At 62.1% G+C, this 25,761-nt stretch carries 17 protein-coding genes; 6 read left to right on the forward strand and 11 right to left on the reverse strand.

The features are described from left to right. Positions 1-389 precede the first annotated feature (389 nt). The gene (gene trxA / locus GF111_RS12190) at positions 390-716 is read right to left on the reverse strand and encodes a thioredoxin TrxA (protein ID WP_004934187.1); all 327 of its coding nucleotides are present in this window, start codon (positions 714-716) and stop codon (positions 390-392) included. 131 nt (positions 717-847) lie between these two features. On the opposite strand from trxA, the gene rhlB reads away from it, so the two are divergent. Together rhlB and ppx are read left to right on the forward strand one after the other, a co-directional pair. Next, the gene (rhlB, locus tag GF111_RS12195) at positions 848-2,134 is read left to right on the forward strand and encodes an ATP-dependent RNA helicase RhlB (RefSeq protein WP_038874055.1); all 1,287 of its coding nucleotides are present in this window, start codon (positions 848-850) and stop codon (positions 2,132-2,134) included. 5 nt (positions 2,135-2,139) lie between these two features. Continuing rightward, positions 2,140-3,636 carry an exopolyphosphatase gene (gene ppx, locus GF111_RS12200; protein WP_048232357.1) on the forward strand — a complete coding sequence of 499 codons (1,497 nt, stop codon included), beginning with the start codon at positions 2,140-2,142 and terminating at the stop codon, positions 3,634-3,636. A 32-nt stretch (positions 3,637-3,668) separates the two neighbouring features. Here ppx and rep read toward each other — a convergent pair whose 3' ends face one another. Beyond that, positions 3,669-5,693, reverse strand: coding sequence for a DNA helicase Rep (gene rep, locus GF111_RS12205; protein ID WP_004934177.1), 2,025 nt, complete (start codon positions 5,691-5,693; stop codon positions 3,669-3,671). A 109-nt stretch (positions 5,694-5,802) separates the two neighbouring features. On the opposite strand from rep, the gene ppiC reads away from it, so the two are divergent. Beyond that, the gene (gene ppiC, locus GF111_RS12210; RefSeq protein ID WP_004934175.1) at positions 5,803-6,084 is read left to right on the forward strand and encodes a peptidylprolyl isomerase PpiC; all 282 of its coding nucleotides are present in this window, start codon (positions 5,803-5,805) and stop codon (positions 6,082-6,084) included. A 25-nt stretch (positions 6,085-6,109) separates the two neighbouring features. Here ppiC and GF111_RS12215 read toward each other — a convergent pair whose 3' ends face one another. From GF111_RS12215 to bcsR, 9 genes are all read right to left on the reverse strand, one after another. After that, positions 6,110-7,612: a pitrilysin family protein gene (locus GF111_RS12215; RefSeq protein ID WP_038874051.1), complete on the reverse strand. Its 1,503-nt coding sequence runs from the start codon at positions 7,610-7,612 to the stop codon at positions 6,110-6,112. Between the two features lie 259 nt (positions 7,613-7,871). After that, positions 7,872-9,158, reverse strand: coding sequence for a dicarboxylate/amino acid:cation symporter (locus GF111_RS12220; RefSeq protein WP_038874048.1), 1,287 nt, complete (start codon positions 9,156-9,158; stop codon positions 7,872-7,874). A gap of 274 nt (positions 9,159-9,432) precedes the next feature. Then, the gene (gene hmsP, locus GF111_RS12225) at positions 9,433-11,439 is read right to left on the reverse strand and encodes a biofilm formation regulator HmsP (protein ID WP_110593601.1); all 2,007 of its coding nucleotides are present in this window, start codon (positions 11,437-11,439) and stop codon (positions 9,433-9,435) included. A 229-nt stretch (positions 11,440-11,668) separates the two neighbouring features. Then, complete coding sequence (bcsC, locus tag GF111_RS12230) at positions 11,669-15,142, reverse strand: cellulose synthase complex outer membrane protein BcsC (protein ID WP_038874042.1); 3,474 nt, start codon at positions 15,140-15,142, stop codon at positions 11,669-11,671. Further along, entirely contained in the window at positions 15,124-16,236 is a 1,113-nt protein-coding gene (gene bcsZ, locus GF111_RS12235) for a cellulose synthase complex periplasmic endoglucanase BcsZ (RefSeq protein WP_080347974.1), read from the reverse strand. Before bcsZ ends, bcsC begins: the two co-directional genes overlap by 19 nt. Positions 16,237-16,241: 5 nt before the next feature. Then, on the reverse strand, positions 16,242-18,548 hold the full coding sequence (gene bcsB, locus GF111_RS12240) for a cellulose biosynthesis cyclic di-GMP-binding regulatory protein BcsB (protein ID WP_055317102.1): 2,307 nt from the start codon (positions 18,546-18,548) through the stop codon (positions 16,242-16,244). Positions 18,549-18,610: 62 nt separating this feature from the next. Continuing rightward, positions 18,611-21,214 (reverse strand): UDP-forming cellulose synthase catalytic subunit, encoded by a 2,604-nt coding sequence (bcsA, locus tag GF111_RS12245; RefSeq protein ID WP_047729469.1) that lies wholly within the window; start codon positions 21,212-21,214, stop codon positions 18,611-18,613. Further along, the gene (gene bcsQ / locus GF111_RS12250) at positions 21,211-21,951 is read right to left on the reverse strand and encodes a cellulose biosynthesis protein BcsQ (protein ID WP_047729472.1); all 741 of its coding nucleotides are present in this window, start codon (positions 21,949-21,951) and stop codon (positions 21,211-21,213) included. The genes bcsA and bcsQ overlap by 4 nt, the downstream gene beginning before the upstream one ends. Before the next feature lie 3 nt (positions 21,952-21,954). Next, complete coding sequence (gene bcsR, locus GF111_RS12255) at positions 21,955-22,146, reverse strand: cellulose biosynthesis protein BcsR (RefSeq protein WP_038874033.1); 192 nt, start codon at positions 22,144-22,146, stop codon at positions 21,955-21,957. 189 nt (positions 22,147-22,335) lie between these two features. Between bcsR and bcsE the strand changes: the two genes are divergently transcribed. The 3 genes from bcsE to bcsG are packed head-to-tail and all read left to right on the forward strand — an operon-like array spanning position 22,336 to position 25,746. Then, a complete protein-coding gene (gene bcsE, locus GF111_RS12260; RefSeq protein WP_047729474.1) occupies positions 22,336-23,904 on the forward strand; it encodes a cellulose biosynthesis protein BcsE in 1,569 nt (522 codons plus the stop codon). Continuing rightward, a complete protein-coding gene (gene bcsF, locus GF111_RS12265) occupies positions 23,891-24,094 on the forward strand; it encodes a cellulose biosynthesis protein BcsF (protein WP_004934139.1) in 204 nt (67 codons plus the stop codon). The genes bcsE and bcsF overlap by 14 nt, the downstream gene beginning before the upstream one ends. Further along, complete coding sequence (gene bcsG, locus GF111_RS12270) at positions 24,091-25,746, forward strand: cellulose biosynthesis protein BcsG (protein WP_055313129.1); 1,656 nt, start codon at positions 24,091-24,093, stop codon at positions 25,744-25,746. Before bcsF ends, bcsG begins: the two co-directional genes overlap by 4 nt. Positions 25,747-25,761: the final 15 nt, after the last annotated feature.

Raw genomic sequence — 25,761 nt, forward strand, 5'->3', positions numbered from 1 at the left:
CTTAAACTCGGGGTATGTCTCGAACTTGTATCGTGAATGGTATGGCAGCGAGATGCGTGCCTGTTTACTGGACGTTCGATCACCGGGCGCAGAGCCGTCGCGGTAAGAAATGGCTTACATCGGGCGCACGCATTGACGGTTGAAGATCGAAGGTACCTTAAAAATGATTTTTGCAAAACCGTTTGATTGCCAAAACACGGGCTGAGTTCAGTTTACTTTCAACGCCAGTGGTTCGACACAGAGTATAGCTTTAGATTCAAACTCTTTAGATTTAAAACTTCGGGCAAGTTCTATATGCAGTGTGGTTAAACTTAACACGCTTCTTGGCAGGCGTCTAGCGGTGAATTGAACATCACCGCCAGGCGCCTGATACTGGGCTTCCCGCCCGATTACAGATTCGCGTTCAGGAAATCTTTGAGCTGACCTTTGGACAACGCGCCAACCTTGGTCGCGGCCACTTCACCGTTCTTGAACAGCAACAGCGTAGGGATACCACGGATACCGTACTTAGGCGCGGTAGCCGGGTTCTGATCGATATTCAGCTTGGTGATGGTCAGTTTGCCTTCGAACTCTTCGGCAATCTCATCCAGAATCGGAGCAATCATCTTGCACGGCCCACACCATTCAGCCCAGAAATCGACCAGGATCGGCCCTTCCGCTTTCAGCACATCGGCTTCGAAGCTGCTGTCAGTCAGGTGAATAATTTTATCGCTCATGTTCTACTCCACAGGATTATGTCTACCTTGTTGGTGTAGCATTAACCAACTCAAGGTGATTTTATTGCACCGCGTTTATTTCAACGGATGTGCTTTCGTAAAGCAATAGTTAGCTGATATTCTACCACACTATGAGCAAAACACACTTGACCGAACAGAAGTTTTCCGACTTCGCCCTGCACCCGTTAGTCCTTGAAGCCCTTGAGAAAAAAGGGTTTCACAATTGCACGCCCATCCAGGCGTTAGCATTGCCGCTCACGCTCTCCGGGCGTGACGTTGCAGGTCAGGCGCAAACCGGTACCGGAAAGACGCTGGCGTTTTTGGCGTCTACTTTTCACTATTTGCTGACTCACCCGGCGAAACAGGATCGCCAGACCAATCAGCCGCGCGCCTTGATCATGGCGCCTACGCGTGAACTGGCGGTGCAAATCCACTCCGATGCAGAAGCGCTCTCCCAGAGCACCGGCCTGAAACTGGGCCTGGCCTACGGCGGCGACGGCTACGACAAGCAGCTGAAAGTGCTGGAAAGCGGCGTGGACATTCTGATTGGCACCACCGGCCGTTTAATCGATTACACCAAACAGAACTATGTCGATCTCGGCGCGATGCAGGTCGTCGTGCTGGATGAAGCCGATCGCATGTACGATCTCGGCTTTATCAAAGACATCCGTTGGCTGTTCCGCCGCATGCCTGCGGCCGATCAACGCCTGAACATGCTGTTCTCCGCCACCCTGTCCTATCGCGTACGCGAGCTGGCCTTCGAGCAGATGAACAACGCCGAATATGTTGAAGTGGAACCGGAACAGAAAACCGGCCACCGCATTAAAGAAGAGCTGTTCTACCCGTCCAACGAAGAAAAAATGCGTCTGCTGCAGACGCTGATCGAAGAAGAGTGGCCGGATCGTGCCATCATCTTCGCCAACACCAAGCACCGCTGCGAAGACATCTGGGGCCATCTGGCCGCCGACGGTCACCGCGTTGGCCTGCTGACCGGTGACGTGGCGCAGAAAAAACGCCTGCGTATCCTCGACGACTTCACCAAAGGCAACCTCGATATCCTGGTCGCCACCGACGTCGCCGCGCGCGGTCTGCACATCCCTTCCGTCACGCACGTTTTCAACTACGATCTGCCTGACGACTGCGAAGACTACGTGCACCGCATCGGCCGTACCGGCCGCGCAGGCGCCAGCGGCCACTCCATCAGTCTGGCGTGTGAAGAGTACGCGCTCAACCTGCCGGCGATCGAGACCTATATCGACCACAGCATTCCGGTGAGCAAGTACAACAGCGATGCGCTGCTGACCGATTTGCCGGCGCCGAAGCGCCTGTCGCGTCCGCGCGGCGGCAACGGCCCACGTCGCAACTCCGCGCCTCGTCGCGGCGGTGCGCCGCGCAGCAACCGTAAACGTTCGAGCTGATCGCCATGCTCAGTTCCAGCACGCTTTATGCTGCCATCGATCTCGGCTCCAACAGCTTCCACATGTTGGTGGTGCGCGAGGTAGCCGGCAGCATTCAGACTCTGGCGCGGATCAAGCGCAAGGTGCGCCTGGCGGCCGGGCTGGATCAGAACAATCACCTGTCGCATGAGGCCATGCAACGCGGCTGGCAGTGCCTGCGGCTGTTCTCCGAACGCCTGCAGGACATTCCGCGCGAGCAGATCCGCGTCGTCGCCACCGCCACGCTGCGCCTGGCGTCCAACGCCGATGAGTTTCTGCAGGTCGCCGAGCAAATCCTCGGCTGCCCGGTGCAGGTGATCAGCGGCGAAGAAGAGGCGCGGCTGATTTATCACGGCGTCGCGCACACCACCGGCGGGCCGGATCGGCGGCTGGTCGTCGACATCGGCGGCGGCAGCACCGAACTGGTCACCGGCACCGGCGCACAGGCATCGCAGCTGTATAGCCTGTCGATGGGCTGCGTTACCTGGCTGGAGCGCTATTTCAGCGATCGCAACCTCGGGCAAGAAAACTTCGAACGCGCCGAACAGGCCGCGCGCGAAATGGTGCGGCCGATCGCACCGCAGCTGCGCCAGCAAGGTTGGCAGATCTGCGTCGGCGCTTCCGGCACCGTGCAGGCGCTGCAGGAAATCATGGTGGCGCAAGGCATGGATGAACGCATCACCCTGCCCAAACTGCGCCAGCTGAAACAGCGCGCTATTCAGTGCGGCAAGCTGGAAGAGCTGGAGATCGAAGGGTTGACGTTGGAGCGCGCGCTGGTCTTCCCGAGCGGCCTGTCCATTCTGTTGGCCATCTTCCAGGAGCTGGGCATCGAGAGCATGATGCTGGCCGGCGGGGCGCTGCGTGAAGGCCTGGTTTACGGCATGCTGCATCTGCCGGTGGAGCAGGATATTCGCATCCGCACCATCCGCAACCTGCAGCGTCGCTACCTGATCGACACCGAGCAGGCCGAACGCGTCAGCCAACTCGCCGCCAACTTCTCGCAGCAGGTCGCCAACGAGTGGCAGCTGGATGCGCGATGTCGCGAACTGTTGCACAGCGCCAGTCTGATCCACGAACTCGGCCTCAGCGTCGATTTCAAGCAGGCGCCGCAACACGCCGCTTACCTGATCCGCAACCTGGACTTACCCGGCTTTACCCCGGCGCAGAAAAAACTGCTGGCCACCCTGCTGCAAAACCAGAGCAACACCCTCGACCTGTCGCTGTTAAACCAGCAAAACGCCCTGCCGCCGCGCACTGCGCAGCGTCTGTGCCGCATTTTGCGCCTGGCGATCATCTTCGCCAGCCGCCGCCGCGATGACACGCTGCCGGCGGTGCGGTTACGCGCCAATCAGGACGATGAACTGACGGTGATCTTACCGCCGGGTTGGCTGGAACAGCATCCGCTGCGCGCCGAGGCGCTGGAGCAGGAAAGCCACTGGCAGAGCTACGTCCACTGGACGCTGCGGTTGGAAGAACAGCGTTGAAATGACCAGGGCGCGATTCGCGCCCTGTCTTTTTAATTCCCGCCTTTGGCCTTGGCCAGCTGGGCGCGGATATTGGCCAGATGGCTCTGCCCCTTCTGCATCCGCTCCTGCGGGCTCACCACTTTGCGCTCGGTTTCCCACGCCAAATCGTCCTGCGGCAGTTCCAGCAGGAAGCGACTCGGCTCCGGCCGCACCAGTTCGCCGTACTGACGGCGCTCGCGACACAGGGTGAAGATCAGCTCTTTTTGCGCGCGGGTGATCCCCACATAGGCCAGACGCCGCTCTTCATCGACATTATCTTCATCGATGCTGCTCTGGTGCGGCAGCAGGCCCTCTTCCATGCCCACCAGGAATACGTAGGGGAACTCCAGCCCTTTGGAAGCGTGCAGCGTCATCAGCTGTACCTGATCCAGCTCTTCTTCGCTTTCACCGCGCTCCATCATGTCGCGCAGGGTGAAGCGCGTCACCACCTGGGTCAGCGTCATCGGCTCGTCCAGATCGTTGCCTTCCAGCATCTCGGTCATCCAGCCGAACAGCGTGTTGACGTTCTTCATCCGCATTTCGGCGGCCTTCGGGCTGGTCGAGGTTTCAAACAGCCAGCTCTCATAGTCCACGCCGCGGATCAGATCGCGCACCGCCGCCACCGGCTCACGTTCCGCCTGCTGGGCGATACCGCCGAGCCAATGGGTAAAGCGCTGCAATGACTCCAGCCCGCGCCCGGTCAAGTGCTGGCTCAGCCCCAGATCGAAACTGGCGTGGAATAAACTCTTGTTGCGCTGGTTGGCCCATTCGCCGAGCTTCTGCAGCGTCGCCGGGCCGATCTCGCGCTTGGGGGTATTGACGATGCGCAGGAAGGCGCTGTCGTCCTCCGGGTTGGTCAGCACGCGCAGGTAGGCCAGCAGATCCTTGATCTCGGGGCGCGAGAAAAACGACGTGCCGCCGGAAATCTTGTACGGGATGCGGTTCTGCATCAGCATCTTTTCAAACACCCGCGACTGGTGGTTACCGCGGTACAGGATCGCATAGTCGCCGTAGTTGGTCTTTTTCACGAAGTGGTGGGCGATCAGCTCCCCCACCACCCGCTCGGCTTCGTGATCCTCGTTGTTGGCGGTCACCACTTTCAGCTCTTCACCATACCCCAGCTCGGAAAACAGCCGTTTTTCAAATACGTGCGGGTTATTGGCGATCAGAATGTTAGCCGCCTTCAGGATACGCTCGCTGGAACGGTAGTTTTGCTCCAGCTTGATCACCTGCAGCGCCGGGAAATCTTCCTTCAGCAGCACCAGGTTCTGCGGCCGCGCGCCGCGCCAGGAGTAGATCGACTGGTCGTCGTCACCCACCACGGTAAAGCGCGCGCGGTTGCCCACCAGCAGCTTAACCAGCTCGTACTGACTGGTGTTGGTATCCTGGTACTCATCTACCAGCAGATAGCGAATACGCTGCTGCCAGCGTTCGCGCACCTCTTCGTTGCGTTGCAGCAACAGCGTCGGCAACAGGATCAGGTCGTCGAAGTCCAGCACGTTGCACGCCCGCATATGGGCGTGGTACAGGCCGTAGCAGTGGGCGAACAGCTTGTCGCGCTCCGAGCGCGCCAACTCCGCCGCCCGCTGAGGATCGATCAGGTCGTTTTTCCAGTTGGAGATGGTCGAGATCAGCTGCGCCACCAGCGTTTTGTCGCTTTCCAGCCACTTTTCGGTCAACTCTTTCAATAGCGCCAGCTGATCCTGGTCATCGAACAGCGAGAAGTTGGACTTCATCCCCAACGCCACGTATTCCCGTTTGATGATCTCCAGCCCCAGGGTATGGAAGGTGGAAATCATCAGCCCGCGCGCCTCTTTACGCCCCAGGGTTTGCGACACGCGCTCTTTCATCTCGCGTGCGGCCTTGTTGGTAAAGGTCACGGCGGCGATGTGCCGCGCCTGATAGCCGCAGTGGTGGATCAGGTGGGCTATCTTGTTGGTGATAACGCGCGTCTTGCCGGAACCGGCACCGGCCAACACCAGGCAGGGCCCGGTAACGAATTCGACGGCTTGTTGTTGGCTGGGGTTTAATCGCATGGTGCTGGCTTGCTCGACTGTAAAACGTGGAAGGGAATTGTAGCAGAAAGCGCCGATGAGATTTAGCGGGTATAATCAGCGCAATTTTCGCATCGACAAAGGCATTACCATGGCAAAAACGGCGTGCGCCCTGCACATTCTGGTAGACAATGAAAAGCTGGCCAACGAGCTGCTGGCCAAGCTGAAGCGCGGCGTCAGCTTCGACACGCTGGCGCGCAAATACTCGAGCTGCCCGTCAAAACGCAACGGCGGCTCGCTGGGCGAATTCAACAAGGGCGCGATGGTGCCGGCGTTCGATAAAGCGGTGTTCAGCATCCCACTGCTCAAACCTTACGGCCCGGTCAAAACCCAGTTCGGTTACCACATCATCAAGGTGCTGTACCGCAACTGAGGGGGCCTGAGCCCCCTGCTGCGCATTACTGCGCGCCGGCGTCCGTCGCCGGCGCAGCCACCGCGGTGTCGGCCGGTTTGGCTTCTTCCGTCACCACCGCCGGCGCCGGCATCATGATGCCGTCATAGGTTTCCTGCAGCTGCTTCATGCTCATTTCCGGCTCGCCCTTCGGCTGCATCAGCACCAGCGTCGCCTCCTGAGAAAGCTGCAGCTTCAGCGCCTGATTCAGCGTCTCCAGCGTCAGGCTGGACAGGAACTCCTGGCGCAGCTTCTGATACAGCTCCGGCGCGATATCCACCACCCCGCTCTGCTGCGAACGCAGGCGCTGGCTCATCAGCACGTCGGTATCGGTGCGGGCGTAGGTCGCGAACAGCTTGCTCAGCTGATCGTTTTTCTGCGCCAGCAACGCATCGAATTCCTCTTTGGACAGGCCGTTGTCACGCACGTTGGCCAGCTCGCGGGCGATAAAGCCCAGGCTGCCGTTCAGGTTGTTGTTCGGCGTATCCAGATGGATGGCGCACTGCCCGCGCTGGTACTGCACGCGGCAGTCAAAGCCCAGATGCAGGTTCTTCTGGTCGCTTTTTTCCAACGTCTGCTGGAGATGCCAGAACAGCGCCTCTCGGGCAAGATCGCCACGCCAGTAGCGGAGCAGGCTCTGCGAATCGCGAATCGGATGCCACGGCGAATCCCACATGATAGACAGCGTATCCTGCTTCACCTGCTCGCTGATCAGGCTTACCGGCTGCTGCGGCAGCGGCGTCAGCGTCGGCATCGGGGCCGGGGTTTCACGTTTGCCCTGCAGCGGCGAGAACGCCTTGTTGATCTGTTCGCCCAGGCTGCGGCTGTCCACCTTGCCGACCACGAACAGCGTCATGGCGTCCGGGGTATACCACTGTTGATAGAATTTCTTCAGCTGCTCGAGATTGACCGGCCGTTTCGCCGGCTGCGCCGGATCGTGCGCCAGCAGCGTCGAGCCTTTCAGGCGGTAACGCCACCAGGCATCTTTGGTATTGGGCGGGAAAGTGCCGACCGGATTGATGTTGGAATTCATCACCGCATGCACCGTATGCTCGTCGATCGCCAGTTTGCCGGTGGTGTCCGCCAGCCAGGCCAGCGCTTCTTTCAGCAGGTCGGGCCGGTTGTTCGGCAGGCTGAGGTTATACATGGTGAAATCATACGAGATGATCGCCGGCGGCAGCGGCCGCTCGTTATCCACGCTCTGTTGCCACAGGGCGCGCAGCTGCGGCGCGGTAAAGCTTTCGCTGCGCGCCAACGCCAGCCGCGGCAGCAGATGGGCGAAGCCGGTCTGCTGCGAAGACTCCACCAGGGAGCCGGTATTGACGATCAGCCGCAGTTCCACGCGGTCGCTTGGCCGCTGCGGCGTGTCGAGAATCTGCCATGAAAACCCGTTGGCCAGCGACCCCTGCTGCCAGGCAGGATCGGGTTGTAGTGCTTCAGCCTGCACGCTGCTACTGGCGGCAGCCAATAGCAGCCCACCAACTATAAGATGAATTCTGGTGCCCTGCATGTGAACCCCTACTTAATGACTATCCAATTTCTTATGCAAATGCGTGTATTCCATTCAATGGAATCATAAAAATACGCCCTGAGTTTCACAGTGGGGCGGAAAGCAGAAAGTGTACCATCGTGTTAGACCGCGCGCCTTTGCGGATGTCACTCATTAGAGTGAAAAATAATAGATAGCGGGGTTTTTAATGCAAGAAATCGTTACGAGGCAGGGGGTTTCCCTCACCGGCTGCGGCTGCGGCCGGTGATTCGCCGCCAATTCAGGCGGAAGGCTGCGTTTTGTCCGCGCCGGCGTTTTTGTTGTTCAGCGTGTCTTTCAGCTGTTTCTCATCCAGTTGGTCGCACCACTTCGCCACCACCACGGTCGCCACCCCGTTACCCACCAGGTTGGTCAGCGCGCGGGCTTCCGACATAAAGCGATCGATGCCGAGGATCAGCGCCAGGCCGGCCAACGGCAGATGGCCGACGGCGGAGATGGTGGCGGCCAGCACGATAAAGCCGCTGCCGGTCACGCCCGCCGCCCCTTTGGAGGAAAGCAGCAGCACCACCAGCAGAGTAACCTGATGCATGATGTCCATGTGGGTATTGGTCGCCTGCGCGATAAACACCGCGGCCATGGTCAAGTAGATAGACGTGCCGTCCAGGTTAAAGGAGTACCCGGTCGGGATCACCAGACCCACCACCGATTTCTTGCAGCCCAGCTTCTCCATTTTATCCAGCATGCGCGGTAGCGCGGACTCGGACGACGAGGTCCCCAGCACGATCAACAGTTCTTCTTTGATGTAGTTGACGAATTTGAAGATGCTGAAGCCGTTGGCGCGGGCGATGCTGCCCAACACCACCACCACGAACAGGATACAGGTAATGTAGAAGCACACGATCAGCTGGCCGAGTTGCACCAGGGTACCGACGCCGTATTTACCGATGGTAAACGCCATGGCGCCGAAGGCCCCCAGCGGCGCCAGGCGCATGATCATGTTGATGATGCCGAAAATCACCCGCGAGAAGCTGTCGATCACGTTGAAGATCAGCTGCCCTTTCTCACCCAGACGATGCAGGGCGAAGCCGAACAGCACCGCGAACAGCAGCACCTGCAGAATGTTGCCGCTGGCGAACGCGCCGATCACGCTGCCGGGAATGATATCCAGCAGGAACGGAATGATGCCCTGCTGCTGGGCCTGCTCGGCGTAGACCGCTACCGCTTTGGCGTCCAGCGTGCCGGGATCGACGTTCATACCGGCGCCCGGTTGCACCAGGTTGACGATCACCAGGCCGATAATCAGCGCGATGGTGCTGACGATTTCAAAATACAGCAGCGCGATGGCGCCGGTGCGGCCCACCGCCTTCATGCTTTCCATGCCGGCGATGCCGGTCACCACGGTGCAGAAGATCACCGGGGCGATAATCATCTTGATCAGTTTGACGAAGCCATCGCCCAGAGGTTTCATCTCGGCGCCGAGGTCAGGATAGAAATGGCCAAGCAGGATACCCAGCGTGATCGCCGTCAGCACCTGAAAATAGAGGCTCTTAAAGATTGTTGTTTTCATATGAACGTCCTATGGGGGGGAAGACACGCACCAGGCAGCAGTCTAAAAATCCAGCCTGTTCATCGCTTGCGCGGAAAATAACACCCACTTAACAACATGGAAATAATTTGTTGCACCCGCCCCACGGGGTTGATGTGAATTTAAGAGCTGAAACGCGTCAGTCTGGGTGCAAAGCTGAAAATTGCGTAAGCCTTTGTTTGCACTAACGCAAAAGAGGTAGGGAAAGAATGGCGATTTTCGGACGGGGAAAAGTACCGGAAAGGTAACGCGACGCTCACGGCGCCGCGCGGCAAAACTCGGCTTCGAACGCTTCGCGCGGCAGCGGCCGGGCAAACAGGAATCCTTGCCCGCTGCGAATGCCGTGCTTCAGCAGCCAGTCGCGCTGCTCGGCGTTTTCCACGCCTTCGGCCATCACCGGCAACGCCAGCACTTCAGAGATCGAGCTGACGATGCGCACCATCGCATCGTCGGCCGGCAGCCCCTGAATGAAACTGCGGTCGATTTTAATCAAGTCAATCGGCAGGGATTTCAAGCGGTTCAGGTACTCCAGGCTGGAGTAGCCCATGCCGAAGTCGTCCAGCGCGATCGACAATCCCAGATCGTGCAGCTCACGCAGCAGCGCCAGCGCACGGTCGAGATCGTCGATGCGTACCGTCTCGGTGATCTCCAGCAGCAGCTTGCGCGGATCGATCCGATACTGCGCCAGCAGGTTTTTCAGATGTGGAACGAACGCCTCATCCTGCATCTGAATACCGGAAACGTTGACCGCCAGCGGCAGCTCAATGCCGTGTTGCTGCCAGTCCGCCAGGATACGGCAGGACTCTTCCAGCACCCAGTTGCCGAGGGGCACGATCACGCCCAGCTCTTCCGCGAGCGGGATAACGTCGGCCGGCAGGGTATAGCTGCCGTCATACTGCTGCCAACGCAGCAGCGCTTCGGCGCCAATCACCTCGTTGGACTGCATGTCGATCTGCGGCTGCAGGAACAGCGTAAAATGCCGCTGTTCGATGCCGTGCAAGATCTCGCTCTCCTGCGTCAGCCGCTTCTGCGTGCGTTCCGTCAGGCTGGGTTCGAAGAACAGGATCTGATTTTTCCCTTCACGATGCGCGGACATCATCGCCGAGGTGGCGCTGCGCAGCAGCTGTTCCGCACTTTCCCCCTGATTGAGGTAGTGCGCGATGCCGATGCTGGCGTTGGGCCGCAGCGCCAGCCCCTCCAGCGTCAACGGCGCGTTGATCTCCGCCATGATGCGCCGCGCCAGCTGCATGGCGTGGAACGGCCGCTCGGTGCCCTTGGCCAGGATGGCGAATTCGGTATTGCTCAGCTGCGCCAGCACGCCGTTTTCGTCGATGCAGCCGCGCAGCTTCTTCGCCAGCGCCAACAGCAACGCTTCACGCATCGCCGGGCTCATCACGCCCGAGGCCTCATGCAGCGTCTCGATGCCGATCACCAGCAGGTTAAAACGCTCGGGGCGCAGGCTGGAAGCGATATGCTGTTCCAGCAATGCGTTCAGCAACGCCGGATTCGGCAGTTCGGTCACCGGATGGCGGGTGCTGAGGCGGCTCATGTCGGCATGCGCCTTGGCCAGCGTCTGTTGATTGCGGTTGTAGTTGCGCACCAACAGGCCGAGCTCGTCGTCCTGGTGCAGCGCCGGCAGCATCAGCTGGTGATAGGGCGCTTCGTCCTGCGAGATGTTTTCCAGCTCCTTGGCCATCGCGCGCAGCGGATGCACCATCAGCCGGTTCATGCACCAGGTGATGGCCACCGACAGAATCAGCGCCAGCAGCAGGTAGGTCGACAGCATGGTCGACAAAATGCTGAGGATAAACTGATACATGCGGAACGAGTCGGCCTGCAGCACCAGATAGGCCAGCGGCTGCTGGTTGGCCGGCACCCGCTCCAGCGAATAGAGCGGTACGGAAATTTGGATCGGCAGTTCAAACAGCCGGGCGATCAGCGTCGGCACCGGCCTCTCAGGCGGGAAATTGGCGTGCAGCGCCTGAAACTCGTTCGGCAAGACGATATCCGCCCGGCTCAAAATGCCGACCGGCAACAGCGTATTCAGCACCTTTTTGGCTTCCGGCACGTCCATGCGCAGCACCGCTTCCGCCAACGGCTGACGCACGGAATGAGCGATATTCTCCAGTTGTTGGGCGTAGTCATCCCTGCGCTGCTGCACAAAGTGGAATAACTGGATCACGATAAAGATACAGATCGTGACCAGCGCCACGCCGGACACCGTCGCCATCTGCTTAATCGTTAACGAACGCCTGACCCGCAAACCTGCTCTCCGTGAAATCGGGCTGAAACAAAAAGGGGGCTGACTCTCACCCCGTCCCCTCGAACCGGGCTGAGTATACTCGATCATCGGCTGTTTTAATCTGGCTATGCCGCAGGCAAAGCCAAGAAAATCGCGGGTTTCAGTCTTTTCCTAAAGCGAACAAACGCGACCCGGACACAGGGTAACAAAACTCCCCGGTGTCCGACACTCCGAATCTTTCCCCTCCCGGTTACTTGAAGTCGGCGTAAGGCGTCAGCGGTTGCGGCGGCAAATCGAGATCTCCCTGCCAGCCGGCCAGGGAATAACGCAGATAAATCAACGCATGGCTCGGCGTATAGTCCTTCGCCTGCTGAATGTCGATGCCGGCACCGAGCGTCCAGTGCGAACTGAGGCGGCGTTCGACGATCGCCCGCAGCGTATAACCGACGCCGCTCGAGGCGCTGCCGTCCTCGACGGCGAACTTATCGGGCAGTGAATCCGGGATCAGCCCCTGCAGCGGATAGCGGCGCTGGCTGTCGGTTTTCGAATGGGACAGCGAAACCGAACCGCCCAGCTCCCACGACCAGTTTTCGGTGCGCTGGCGATAGTTGACCGGCAGCGACAGCGACAGATATTGCTGCGGGCTGTAATAGCCGCCCTGCCCCAGCGAATAGCCGCTCAAATCCTTCTGGTAGTGCCACAGCATGGTATTGAGCCCGACGCTCAGACGGCGATTGTCTTCGTTGATCAGCTTGTAGTAGTAGCCGGCCATCAACCGCTGCCGCTGGTTGTCCGCCACGTTCTTGCCGGTAATCTGGTGCGCGCTGAGATCGGCCCACACGCCGTTCGCCTCGCCGCGATCGTAGCTCGCGCTCAGGCTGACGCCGGTGGCGCGCACGCCGCCCCAGGTGGTGCCGGTGTTCGGATCTTTGGCACCGCCGAACGCCAGCAGCGAGCTGGAGATCGGCCGCCGCGAGGCCGCCAGCGTCCAACCGATGTGGTTCCAGTCGCCGCTGTAGGCCAGGCCGCCGGTCCAGTCGACCACCTCAAAGCCCATCGGCGTCGTGCCGATGTCGGCGGCCCAGCGGTCGTTTTTCCAGCCGGCCGCCACGCTGGTGCCGGTAGTTTTCTGGTGTTCATCGCCGCGGCACCCTTGCGTATTGCAGGTGCCGAAGGTCTCGTAGTATTTGCCGCTGCCGTCGGTCGAGAAGCGGCCGGCGTCCAGCTGCACGGTGTCGGTGCGCAAGAAGGCGCGCCCGTCATACAGCGGCATGTCCATCTGCAGCATGGTGTCATGCGCGTTGAAATCGGAAATGCCGCCGGTGCCGCTCGAGCGCCAGTAATCGTGATCGAGCGTGACGTTCACGTCTTGCTGCCGATACAGATCCGCGGCGTCGGAACGGATGCCGCGTTTCAACCAATCATCACTCGGGTTATTGCGCGTCAAATAGGTGTAGCTGTCATTGCCCTGCGGCAGCGTCGGCGTGATGCCGCCGGCGACCATCGCCTGGCGGTAATCCTGCTGCGCCCGCTCCGGTTGCCGCTGCGCCCGTTCCAGACGGGCGGCGTCGCGGTAGATCAGCGCCTTGGTCTGCCCAACGGGCTCCGAGGCCGCCGCCGTTTTCAGCCGGCTGAAGAGCGCTTCGGCCTGCTGCGGATCGCCGACCGCCCCCCAGGCGTTGGCCACCCGCCGTTGGCTGTTGAGCGAAGCGTCTTGCGGCTGCGGTTCGGTTTTCAGCCGCTGGCGCGCCGCGTCCAAATCCCCTTGCGCGACATAGGCTTCGATCTCGCCCAGTTGCGCATCCGGGTTGTTCGGTTCGCGCCGTTTCACCCGCTGATAATCCTCCAGCGCCGCCGCATACTCCCCGCGCGCCAGCGCCCAGTCGGCCAGCAGCAAATCGATGCGGGTGTCCGCCGGCTGCCGGCGCAGATAGGCTTCCGCCGCCGGTTCGTCACCGGCCGCCCGCAGCCGTTCGGCCTGCGCGATCACCGCCTGCATTTTCAGCCGCTGCGCCAGTTCGCGCATGTTGTCGTTCCACTGCGCCGCAGGCAGCGTATTGAGCTGCGCCAGCGCCTGGTCGTCGCGATCGCTGCCGGAAAGGTAGAGCGCATAGGCATAGGCCAACTGCGGATTGGCGCGCTGACGCTGCGCCAGCTGCCGGAACAGCGCGTCCGCCTGCTGCGGCTGCCCGGCCTGACGCAGCGCCTGCGCATAGCGATAGGTCAGCCAGACGTCGTCGGGATCCATCGGCTGAGCGCGGCGATAGATTTCCGCCGCCTGCTGCCACTGCTGCTGTGCCGCCAGTGCCTCCGCCTGCTGTTTCAACATATCGAGCCGCAGCCCGTCGAGAGTGCTGCGCAGTTTGGCCTGTTGGCTGCGCGGCAGGCCGTTGAGGTAGGCCAGCGCTTTTTCCGGCGACTGGCGTTGATAGAGATTCACCAGGCCACGCAGCGCGCTGCCGTTGCCGGGGTCGCGCCGCAGCGCCTGCTGATAAAACCCTTCCGCCGCGGCGTCATCCTTGCTCGCCACCGCCACATCGCCCAGGCCGATAAACGCATCGCCGTTGCTGTCGTCGAGCTGGCGCGCCTGCTGGTATTTCTGCCTGGCCAGCGTGAGATTGCCGGCCTTCAGCGCCTTGTCGCCTTCGTCGATCGCCAGCCAGTAGCCGGTGCTCTTGATCAGGCTTTGCCACTTGCCGCTGTCGTAGCCGTTCTTGTCGGCGGCCAGCGCCTGGCGGAACAGTTTCAGCGCCTGCGGGCGGTTGCCGGCGCGCGAATAGGCCTGGCCGAGCGCGCCCAGCACCTCGGCGTCGTTCGGCGTCGCCGCCAACGCCTTTTGTAACTCCGGAATGGCCGCCCGGCTGCCGCCTTTATCCACCTGTGCCAGGCCGCGTACCCGCGCCTGATACGCCGGATCGGCCAACAGTTTCTGCTGTCTGGCCAGCTCTTCGCGGGCGCTGGTCGCCTGATCGCCGGTGTCGAACACGCCGAGGAAGCGGTTGAGCGCCGCCACGCTTTGCGCGCTGACCGGCATCGCTTTGACCTTGTCCAGCCACAGATCGGCGGCATCGCCGCGCCCGGCCGGATCGGCGGCAATCTTCTGCAGCAGCTCATAGGCCTGCGCGTCCTGGTTCTGACTGAACAGCATGCGCGCCAGCGACATACGCAGCGCCACGTTGCCGGAATATTGCTGATCCAGCGCCTGCAGCTGCTTCAACGCCTTCGCCTCCTGCCCCGGCAAACGCGCCACCAGCCGCCAATATTCCACCGCCAGATCGAGCGTCGGCGGCTCGCCGTGGAACAGCGCATCGTACTGCGCCTTGGCCTCCGGCAACCGGCCGGCGGTCGCCATCAGGCGGGCCTGCTGCAGCTTTTGCCGGGTTTCCGGCTGCGTCAGCAGCATGTTCATTTGCGCCTGGCGATAGGCGCTGGACTGCGGCGCGAGGGTTTTCAGCTTGTCCAACTGCTGCTGCGCCAGCGCCATATTGCCCTGCCGCAGCGCCAAACGCATGCGCGCGGCGATCACGTCCGGGTTGTTCGGATCCATTAGCTCGAGCCGGTACAACGACTGGCGCACCAGATCGTCCTTGTTGCCGGCCTCGCCAATACGCACCTGTTCCAACAACCACTGTTCCGGCGCCACGGCTTCCGCAGCGCGTGCCTGCGGCAACATCGCCAGACTCAGCGGAATCAAATTCAGCCAGTTTATTTTGAAGTTGTGCATTGGCCGTCCCACGAGGGTTGCAATTCACCCTGACGATTAAAGCGATAACGTTGTTGATCCCACCCCTGACCGAACAGCGTCAGCGAGGCGCTGAAATAGGCGTCGTCACCCGGCGGATATTCGCTGATGCGTTGCCGCTGTGTCGTCAGTGCCTCGGCCTGCGTCGCCAACATCGGCAGCATCGAGGCGGAAAAGCCGACCGGGCCGGTGCCGGTGGTTTTGCCGCTGGCGGTATCGGTTTTTTCCGGCGGCACGCCCTGTTTGGCGGTGAGCTGCGCCATCGGCTGGAAGCGTTCGAGCAGCGCCGCCTTGTGCTCATCGTCGTCCGCCAGCATGCCGGCCCACAGATAAACCCGAATGGCGTCGTAGCTGCCGACGTTCGGCTTGACGGTATCCGGCTGCCAGCCGGCACCGACCCGCCACACCACCCAGTCCGGTGAGAAGCCGTGCGGCGCAGTGTCCAGCCACAGCCGCTGATTGACCTGGCGCATCGCGCGCCACGGGCCGTTCAGCGCCGCAAAACGCGCCAGCAGCTGCGGCGGCAGGTAGCTGGGGTTCAGCCGCCAGCGATCTTCCGCCACGAACCCGACTTTGCCCGGCAACAGCATCAGGCCCAGGCCGGGAATGTCGGCCACTTCCTCGCGGCCGATGCGTTGCAGCAGCAGCGTCCCCAGGGTTTGATAACGCCGGCTTTTCCACAGGCGGCCGGCTTCGAGCAGGTTGTAAGCGATCCACAGATCGGCATCCGACGCCGAATTGGCGTCCAGCACCTTCCACTGCTTGTCGTCGCTCTCGCCCCACAGCCAGGCGGGCAAACGGGCGCTGAGATCGCCCGCCGCCAGGTTGTTCTCCGTCCAGGCCAACAGCCGATCGAAGGTCGGCCGGTCGTTGGCCACCAGGGCGAAGAACAGGCCGTAACTCTGTCCCTCGGAGGTGGTGATTTTGTTCGGGCTGCTCGGATCGATCACCCGCCCCTGCGGGCTGATGTAGTACTGCTTGTACTGTTGCCAGCCCGGCCACTCGCAGGCCGCCGCCGCGCTGAACGCGCACAGCAGCAGCATGCCGAGCGACAGGCGTTGCAGCATCGCGCTCACCGCCGTCAATCCCGATCTTCAGGCGCCAGACGACGCCGGCTGAAGGCCTTCAGGCCGCGCCAAAGCATCAGCCCCAGGATCACCACCAGCACCACCGCGATCACCGCCAGCAGCACCGGATGGGTTGAGAGGGCATACCACAGCCGCTCCCACCACGGCAGGTGGCCGACATAGTAAATATCGCCGACGCGCAGGCTATTCACCCCCGATTCGCGGATCACCGCCACCGAGCCGAACACTGCGGCGCGTTTGCCGCTGTCCAGCAGGGCGTCGTTCAGCAGCTCATAGCCGCGCGGGCTGTCCGCCAGCAGCGCCACGATGCTGCGCTGGTCGTTGAACGGCGACTGCACGCCGATGATCGCCGACATCGCCCCCTCGGAGCTGACGGTGGTCTTGCTGTCCGGTTTGGTATCTTCCGCCAGCACTTCCGCAGTGGGCAGCGGCGGCTGCCGCGTCGGCTGTTTCACCCAGCTTTGGGTCGCGTCCACCAGCAGGCTGATTTTCTTGTCATCGCGCAGCTCCGGCGGGATGGTGCCGACTATCAGGATATCGTCGTCGCGATCCTTGGCCTGCGACCAGTCGTCGCTCAGCGTGAAGGCCAGTGCCGGGTAGCCGGTTTGCGCGCCGATCACCCCCAGCGCGTTCAGCAACGCGCTGACCTGCGCCGGCTGCGGTTTCTGGTTCACCAACACCAGCGTTTGCGACAGATCCGCCAGGCGACTGAACGGGAAGCCGGCGTTGGCGAAGGCGCGCAGGTCCGGCATCGCCATAAAGTGGCGGTAGCCGGAGAAATCGATGGTGGACGCGCCGTCGATCACCGCGTGGTTTTGCGTGAAGGAGTAGGTTTCGCAGCGCCCTTCCGCGCCGCTGGCCAGCAGCGTGGTGTAATCGAAGTCAAAGCGCAGCTGGTTGGTGGCGCCCAGCCGCAACGCCGGAATACTGACGTTCTTGTCGGAGTCGAGCAGCCCCTGCGTCAGCGGCAGGCGCAGCAGCTGCGCGCCCTGCTCGTGTTCCGGCACCAGCGAGTACGCCTGCACGAACTGGTTGTTCAGGCTGACGCTCAGCCGCGAACCGTCCTGAATGCGCGGCGCCGTATAACGGTATTTCAGGTGCATGTCGATGCCGGTGCTGCGGATCAGGAACAGATCCGGCGGCAGGTTCATGGTCAGCGAGATCGGGCCGGGTTCAATGCCGCTGGTTTGCAGCTGCTCGGCGTATTGCTGCAGCTCGGCGAAGGTCATCGGCCGATCGGTGCGCACCCAGTTCGGCGCGTCGTAAGGCTGGCGCGGCGCGAGCTGTTCCACCTTGTCCACCGTCACGTTCTGGCCGCGGAACAGGATGTTGCCCTGCGCGATGCCCTTCACCGCGGTGATCAAATCGTTGTCGTCACGCCCCTGAATCAGCAGCAGTTTGACGTACGGATTGTCCGGGTGGCTGATCATTTCCACCGTCGGGCCGTTGACCGCCGGATAATCGCGCAGGAAATCCGGGCGCTGCTGGTTGGTGGCGAACACCACCGCGTGCTGCGTCGGCAGCGCGTTGTACAGCGCCGGGAAGGATTGCCCGCGCCACTGCGCCTTGCTGCCGAACCAGGACGCCAGAATGCCCGCCGCGCGCTGCTGGGCCAGATCCGGCTGGCCGGCGAACACCATCGGCAGCGTCAGCGGCCGATTATCGCGGCTGTCGAAGAACGGCTCAGGGAAGTGCGACAGCTCGTTTTTCACCGGCAGCGTCTGGAAACGCAGCTTCAACGCGCTCGATTTGCTGACGTCGAGCCACAGCGAGGTGCTGGCCGGGTTTTCGCAGATGTTCTGATAATGGCCGACGAACACCAGCCGAACGCGGTTAAAATCGGTGATATAGCGCGGATCGATCGCCATCTGGATGCGATTGGGCTTGCCCAGCTGCTCCTTGGCGATCGTGGTCACCCCCATCAGCTCTTCGTTCAGGTAGACCTTGACGTGCGACTCCACCGGGATCAGCGCCGGCGACGGCGTAAACTCCATATCGAGCATCGCCTGCGAGACCACCTCATCGCTGCGCACGCCGAATTCGATCTGCCCGTCCGGCCGGGTGCCGCGCAGAACAAAGGTGCCCGGCGGCGGCGCTATCTGCGCAAACGGCAGCGACACGTCGCGCACCGGCGCATTCGGATCCTGCGGCGCGGCGGCCGGCGGTGGCGCGGTCGCCGTATCGGCCGCCGCAGCGATCGGCGGCTGGGCCGCCACGGTCGGCGCGGTGGCGGTTTCGGCCTGCGACAGGGTGCTGATGCCTAAGGCCAGAGCAGTTAACCAGGTTATTTTTCTCGTCATCGTATCATCATCAATGTTGGAGCCTGTTCACCGGGCGAGTGAGCGGGCGGTTGAACTCGCAGCTAACCCACTGTTTCTTGTTGACCCAAGGTCGGATCCCTGCCGACGCCGCGCGGAATAAACGACACTACCCAGGCGGTCAGCGAAGTGACCCCGACCAGCAGACCGCGCACCAGCGGCGGCGCATAGTCCGCCATGCGCACATACCCCCGGAAGCCCAGCGCCAGCACGTCGCGCAGGCTTTCGATCGGCCGGTCTTCAGGGAACCCGTCCTGCCACAGCGCCCAGGTATCGGCGCGGGCGAAGGTACACTGAATGAAATCGATGTGTTCACGGGTGGAGAGGTCGATCAGGCGCACCCCCACCTTGTTGCCGAAGGCGCGCGTCACCACGCAGGGGAAGCTGTACTCCTGCTGGCCGCGCTTGAGCAGCAGCGAGGCTTTGTCGCCGTCTTTCAACGCGTTTTCCACCCGCATCTCAATGCCCACGCCGCCGTCGGAGTAATCGCGCAGCGTGCAGGGATACAGATGGCCGTCGGCGCGCGCGATCGCCGCCGGCATGGCGATTTCCACGCGGTGCGCCTGACGCACCTGCTTGGCCTCCACCGCCACCGCCACCGCGCCGCCGAGAATCGTCATGTTGTACAGCACCCACACCAGGCTGATGATCACCGTCATCACCTCGTCCGTCGGGCCATAGGCCAACCGCCAGACGCCGAACGCCAGCCCGGCCAGGTTCAGGACCACCAGGAACATGTAAGGCCGGGTGATCACCCAGTCGACGTGCTCCTCCTCCACCAGCCCGCCCTTGGCGGTGACGTTGAATTTGCCCTTGTGCGGATTGAACAGCGCTACCGTCGTCGGCCGCGCGATATACCAGGCCAGTACGGTTTCATAGATTTCGCTCCAGAACGAATGGCGGTATTTCCCCTGGATACGCGAGTTGGTCAGGCTGGCGTGGATCATGTGCGGCAGCACATAAAGCGCGATCGCCAGCGCCGGCGCGAAGATGATGTAGGCATGCAGCAGCAAAAACGCCAGCGGCGCAGTGAGGAAGATCAGCCGCGGAATGCCCGACAGGAAGTGCAGCATGGCATTGGCGTAGCACAGGCGCTGCGCCAGTTTCAGCCCCTTGCCCAGCAGCGGGTTGTCCAGCCGGAAGATCTGCACCATACCGCGCGCCCAGCGAATGCGCTGGCCGATGTGCGCCGACAGGCTCTCGGTCGCCAGCCCGGCGGCCTGCGGAATGCGGATGTAGGCCGAGGTGTGCCCGCGCCGGTGCAAGCGCAGCGAGGTGTGGGCGTCTTCGGTGACGGTTTCCACCGCAATGCCGCCAATCTCGTCCAGCGCGCTGCGGCGCAGGATGGCGCAAGAGCCGCAGAAGAAGGTGGCGTCCCACATGTCGTTACCGTCCTGCACCAGCCCGTAGAACAAGGTGCCCTCGTTGGGCGTCTGGCGGAAGCGGCCGAGGTTGCGCTCGAACGGATCCGGCGAGAAGAAGTGGTGCGGGGTTTGCAGCATCGCCAGCTTTTTGTCTTTGAAGAACCAGCCCATGGTCAGCTGCAGGAAGGAGCGCGTCGGCACGTGGTCGCAGTCGAAAATCGCCACGAACTCGCCGGTGGCCTGCTTCAGCGCATTGTTGATGTTGCCGGCCTTGGCGTGTTCGTGGGTCGGCCTGGCGATGTATTTCACTCCCACTTCGTCAGCGAACGCCCGGAATTCGGGGCGGTTGCCGTCATCGAGGATATAGATGTTCACCTTTTCTTTCGGCCAGTCGATGCCCAGCGCCGCGTAGATGGTGGGCTTCACCACCCCGAGATCTTCGTTGTAAGTCGGCACCATCAGATCGATGGTCGGCCAGGTGGCGCTATCGGCGGGCAACGGTACCGGCTGCCGGTTAAGCGGCCAGACGGTCTGGAAATAGCCCAGCACCAGCACCACCCAGGCGTAGGTTTCCGCCACCAGCAGCAACAGGCCGCACACCAGGCTGAGCGGATCGTCCCAGTTCAGCGTGGCGGTATAGCGCCACCACAGGTAGCGACAGGATACGGTCAGCGACAGCACGATCAGCATCAACCCCGGCAGGCGCCCCGGCACCCGGCGCACCACCATCGCGATCCCCCACAGCAGCAGGACGAACACGAACTGCGCCGGCAGATCGAACGGCTGCGAGATGCACAGCATGGCGAGGATCGCTGCCAGCACGCTGACCAGAATAAACAGCGCGCGCCGCATGCCGCGGCTCATGCGGCCGAGGCGCTCCACCGAGCGCTGCTCCACGCCGGCGTTCTTCAGCCGTTGCGGCAGGCCCTGCAGCCAGTCGGCATAGCGCTGCTGCAGGCGGCGCCAACCGGCGAAATAGTCGCGCTGCACCGGCGTGCGACCGCTGCGAAACAGTAGCAGCCACAGCCCCTGCAGCAGATAACGCAGCGCATCCGCCGGGCGCGGGCGGTCGGCGGACAGATGCGGGAACCAATAAGCGCGGCCGGCGCGCACGCGCTGCCAGGCCGGCGATTCGAAGCGCAGCAGCAGCCAGCCCAACGCCACCAGCAGCGTGGCGAAAAAGGCGGTCAGCGCCGACGCGCCGTTGCGCCGATAGCCGCGGTAGCGCATCTGCACCGCCTGACGCACCGGCGGCACCAGCAGCAGGCTCAGCACCCGGCTCATGGCGCAACGCCCCGCTTGAGGTTGATCAGGCACCAGTTGGCCAGCGTCAGCACTTCATCCGCCGCCAGACTCTCGGGGCGGTACTCGCCCAACGGCTGCTTGACCGCCAGCGCTTCCGCCAACGCTTCGTCGCGATGGATCACCACCGGCAACAGGCCGCTCAACGTTTGCAGCCACAGCTGATGCAGATCCTGCTGCAGCTGGCTGGCGGAGGAGTAGTGATTGACCAGGAAACGGCAGTCGTTCGGCAGCGTCTGCTGATGGAGCCGTACCTGGCAGTTGGCGTCGGGGTTCAACAGCACGAACACGCTGTCGGCAAGCTGCAGCGCCTGCTGCGCCAGCACGCCGTCCCCGACCGGAACATCCAGCAGGATCCAGCGCTGCGGATCGCCGGCGATCAGTTGGCGCACATTGTCGCGCCAGCGTTCCGGCTGTTGCTGACACTGGCGCTGCACTTCCAGCCGTTCCGCCGCATTCAGGCGGCCAAAGGGCAGAAAGTCGAGGTTTTCACAGTAACGCAGCGCCCCTTCCTGCCAGCGGCCGCCGTCCCGCTCCGCGCGGGCCCAGCCGCGCGCCAGCTCGAACGGCGTGTTGAAATGCAGGCGCAGCAGATTGTCCGGCGTGAAATCGATCGCCAACACCGACTCGCCCAGCTGCTGCAACGCCCAGGCGAGCGCCGCCGTGACCGACGTCGTCCCCATTCCACCCCGCAACCCTTGCAGCGCGATCACCGGCATAGATCAGTGGCTCCCCGTGGTCTGCGCCAATTCGGCCAACAGCGGCCAGCGCGTCATCATCTGCGTTAACCGCTCCTGCCGCGAAATATCGACATAGCTTAATTTCGGCAATGAAAAAGCCTGGCTGAGCGCCTGCAGGTCATCCTGGCTCTCCCCAGGTGCCGCTGCACGAAAATGGGTGGGTGCGTGATTCATTCTTCCGCCTTGGCGAAAATAGGCTATGTTAATTAACTATAGCAACGATACAAAAAGAGAGAGGCAATAAGATGATTCTCAACAAATATTGTTGAAGAGCGTCGGAGATTTGTTATTGCCAGGATAAAAATGGCTATCTTTAAATATAAACGCCTTTAGTCGGCTTTCAACGAAAGTAGAACACATCCTATGGCGCACTCTTTTTCTCTAGGCATTCGGCAGATTTGGGAAGAGCTGTCGGTGATGCAGGCCCCCGGGCTTTATTGGATCAATATCGACAGGCAAAGCGACGCCGCGCTGCTGTGTCGCCAGGTTATCGCCGCCCAGCCTGCCACCCATAAAGTCGCCCTGATCTGCAGCGGCGATAAACCCGATCGCCTGCTGGCCGAGCTGGCTTCGCCTGCTTTGCAGAAGCTGCCGCTGTATCAATTACCGGAGAAAAAAGCCGCGCTGACGCAGCTGAGCGACGATCTGATGCGCGCCCTGCGGCCGCAAAATCGCTTACTCATCCTGCTGGCCCACGCCAGCCTGTGGCAAACCTTCACCACCGAAGAGCTGCGCGAGTGGACCCGTACCCTCGCCGCCTGGCTGCGGCGGCAGGGGTGTACGCTGTTGATCCTCAGCCACGGAGGCGGCATCAATAAGCTCAAGGGGCAGCTCAGCGCGCAGCATCGCATCCTGAACGGCCTGTCCAGCCTGCAATGGCAGCAGGACAGCGCGCAATACCTGGTGAACTGGTGGAGCACCGAAAACGGCATCAACGCCAATCAGCTGCTGACGCTGTACGCCGCGGAAGGCGGCTGGCAGGGTGAGGATGAAAATAGCCAACCCTCCCCCACCGCCTTGCGCAGCGACGAAGGCCTGTATCTGGCCGAGCGCAGCATCCTGGAAGGCGCGCCGCCGCTGTCCGCCAACTGGCAGCTGCTGGAGAGCAACGACGAACTGGCGCAGCACGGCATGCTGAGACTCTCGGCGACGTTGATTTTCGCGCTGTACCAAAGCGACCAAATCGATCACCTGGCGCACCAAATCCACACCCTGCGCCGCAGCCGCGGCAACGGCCTGAAAATCGCGGTACGCGAGATGAGCGCCAGCCTGCGCTACAGCGACGAACGGCTGCTGCTGGCCTGCGGCGCCAACCTGATCGTACCGCACGTCGCGCCGCTGTCGCGTTTTCTGACCATGCTCGAAGGCATTCAGGGGCAGCGCTTCTCGCGCCATGTCCCCGCCGACATCGATGCGCTGCTGGCCGGCTTGCGCCCGCTGCAGCTCAAAGGCTATATGCGGCCGGAACCGTTCAGCCAGGCGGTGCTGTCGCTGATGGGCAATACGCTGCTGCCCGAGGACGGCAAAGGGGTGATGGTGGCATTGCGGCCGGCCACCGGCCTGCGCGCCGAACAGGCGATGACCCTGTGCCACCTGCGGCGCTTCGGCGACGTGATGACCGTCGTGCAGGGGCGGCTGGTGCTGTTCCTCTCCACCTGCCGCATCAACGATTTGGATACCGCGCTGAAGTTCATCTTCCGCCTGCCGGTTGATGAAGCCTTCAGTAACCGGGTGGTGTGGCACCAGGACGTCGATATCATTTCGGAAATCAAACGCATGGCCCAGGGGCGCTGGCAGATTTCGGCCACCGGCGCCGCCGGCACCGCGCCGCGCCCCAGCGTGAAAGCGGCCGAGGTGCCCGCAGAACGGCGGCAGCCGGTCGCCTTCACGCTGCCGCTCGGCCCGCAGGAGGAACCGCATGCTGAACCTTAACGACATCGTGCAACTGATCCTGCTGTGCGCGCTGATCTTCATTCCGCTGGGCTACGCCTTTCACCGGCGTTTTCCGCATTTGCGTCAATACTGGCAAAACCTGTTGTTATCGCCGCGCTATTTGAAATCCGCCGGTTTGTGGGTGCGCACAGGCTCCTCATCTCAGATTAAACGTAAGAAGCAGCCATGAATCCAAACTCGAAGACGCAATCCGATAACGCTCTGTGGCGCTACTGGCGCGGGCTGGGCGGCTGGAACCTCTACTTTCTGGCCAAATTCGCCCTGCTGTGGTTCGGCTACCTGAATTTCCACGCGCTGCCGAACCTGGTGTTCATGGCATTTCTGCTGATGCCGATCCCATCACCGCGCCTGCACCGCTGGCGCCACTACCTCGCTATCCCGATCGGCATTGCGCTGTTCTACCACGACACCTGGCTGCCGGGCATCAACAGCATTCTCAGCCAGGGCTCGCAGCTGGCCGGCTTCAGCGCCCAGTATCTGCTGGAGCTGATCAACCGCTTTATCAACTGGCAGATGGTCGGCGCGGCCTTCGTGCTGCTTATCGCCTACCTGTTCGTCGCGCAGTGGGTGCGCGTCACGGTGTTCACCGTGGCGGCGCTGGTGTGGCTCAATATCGTCAACATCGCCGGGCCGGCGGTCTCACTGCTGCCCGCCACCTCCACGGCCTCGGCCGGCGGCGCCAATACGCCGGCCACGTCGGCGCCGGCGGCGGGGGACGCTGCGCCGGCAGACAGCCTGCCGCCGACCAGCGCCAATCTGACGGCCTACCTGAATCAGTTCTACGAGCGGGAAAAAGGCCGCGCCACCGCGTTCCCGGCCACCTTGCCCGCCGACGCCCAGCCGTTCGATCTGCTGGTGATCAACATCTGTTCGCTGGCCTGGGCCGATATGGAGGCAGCCAACCTGCAGAATCACCCGCTGTGGTCGAAGATGGACATCATGTTCGACAGCTTCAACTCGGCCACCGCCTACAGCGGCCCGGCGGCCATCCGCCTGCTGCGCGCCAGCTGCGGCCAGCTTTCGCATCACGATCTGTATCAACCGGTGAACCAGCAGTGTTACCTGTTCGACAACCTGGCGAAGCTCGGCTTCAAGGAACAGCTGATGCTCGATCACTCCGGGGTATTCGGCAACTTCCTGAAAGAACTGCGTGAACAGGGCGACATGCAGGCACCGCTGATGTCACAGGCCGGCATCGGCAACGAGCTGACCTCGTTCGACGGCGAGCCGATTTATAACGATCTCGAATTGCTGACCCGCTGGCTGGATCAACAGCAAAAAGCCGGTGACGGCCGCACCGCCACCTTCTTCAACGTCATTCCGCTGCACGACGGCAACCGCTTCGTCGGCTCCAGCAAAAGTGCCGACTATCAACCGCGCGCGCAGAAGCTGTTTGATCAGCTGAACACCTTCCTTGACCAGCTGGAGAAATCCGGCCGCAAAGTGGTGGTGGTGATCGTGCCGGAACACGGTGCGGCGTTGGTGGGCGACAAGATGCAGATGTCCGGCCTGCGCGATATTCCCAGCCCGAACATCACCCATACGCCGGTCGGCATCAAACTGATTGGGATGAAGGCGCCGCATCAGGGCAGCCCGCTGCAGATCAAAACGCCGAGCAGCTATCTGGCGCTGTCTGAACTGGTGTCGCGCCTGGTGGACGGCAAGGTCTTCAGCGAATCCAGCGTCGACTGGCAGGCGTTGACCCAGGGGCTGCCGCAGACCCCGGTCATCTCCGAAAACGACAACGCTATTGTGATGCAGTATCAGGGCAAGCCCTACATTCGCCTGAACGGCGGTGACTGGGTGCCTTACCCGCAATAAGCGCGGCCTCATCCC

Origin of the sequence: Serratia sp. HRI (assembly GCF_010119335.3) — a bacterium.
Lineage (GTDB): Bacteria > Pseudomonadota > Gammaproteobacteria > Enterobacterales > Enterobacteriaceae > Serratia > Serratia nevei.

Excerpts from the sequence above, each read along its gene's own strand:
- trxA (WP_004934187.1), bottom strand. The coding sequence starts at position 716 with ATGAGCGATAAAATTATTCACCTGACTGACAGCAGCTTCGAAGCCGAT.
- rhlB (WP_038874055.1), top strand. The coding sequence starts at position 848 with ATGAGCAAAACACACTTGACCGAACAGAAGTTTTCCGACTTCGCCCTG.
- ppx (WP_048232357.1), top strand. The coding sequence starts at position 2,140 with ATGCTCAGTTCCAGCACGCTTTATGCTGCCATCGATCTCGGCTCCAAC.
- rep (WP_004934177.1), bottom strand. The coding sequence starts at position 5,693 with ATGCGATTAAACCCCAGCCAACAACAAGCCGTCGAATTCGTTACCGGG.
- ppiC (WP_004934175.1), top strand. The coding sequence starts at position 5,803 with ATGGCAAAAACGGCGTGCGCCCTGCACATTCTGGTAGACAATGAAAAG.
- GF111_RS12215 (WP_038874051.1), bottom strand. The coding sequence starts at position 7,612 with ATGCAGGGCACCAGAATTCATCTTATAGTTGGTGGGCTGCTATTGGCT.
- GF111_RS12220 (WP_038874048.1), bottom strand. The coding sequence starts at position 9,158 with ATGAAAACAACAATCTTTAAGAGCCTCTATTTTCAGGTGCTGACGGCG.
- bcsC (WP_038874042.1), bottom strand. The coding sequence starts at position 15,142 with ATGCACAACTTCAAAATAAACTGGCTGAATTTGATTCCGCTGAGTCTG.
- bcsB (WP_055317102.1), bottom strand. The coding sequence starts at position 18,548 with ATGACGAGAAAAATAACCTGGTTAACTGCTCTGGCCTTAGGCATCAGC.
- bcsA (WP_047729469.1), bottom strand. The coding sequence starts at position 21,214 with ATGAGCCGGGTGCTGAGCCTGCTGCTGGTGCCGCCGGTGCGTCAGGCG.
- bcsQ (WP_047729472.1), bottom strand. The coding sequence starts at position 21,951 with ATGCCGGTGATCGCGCTGCAAGGGTTGCGGGGTGGAATGGGGACGACG.
- bcsR (WP_038874033.1), bottom strand. The coding sequence starts at position 22,146 with ATGAATCACGCACCCACCCATTTTCGTGCAGCGGCACCTGGGGAGAGC.
- bcsE (WP_047729474.1), top strand. The coding sequence starts at position 22,336 with ATGGCGCACTCTTTTTCTCTAGGCATTCGGCAGATTTGGGAAGAGCTG.
- bcsF (WP_004934139.1), top strand. The coding sequence starts at position 23,891 with ATGCTGAACCTTAACGACATCGTGCAACTGATCCTGCTGTGCGCGCTG.
- bcsG (WP_055313129.1), top strand. The coding sequence starts at position 24,091 with ATGAATCCAAACTCGAAGACGCAATCCGATAACGCTCTGTGGCGCTAC.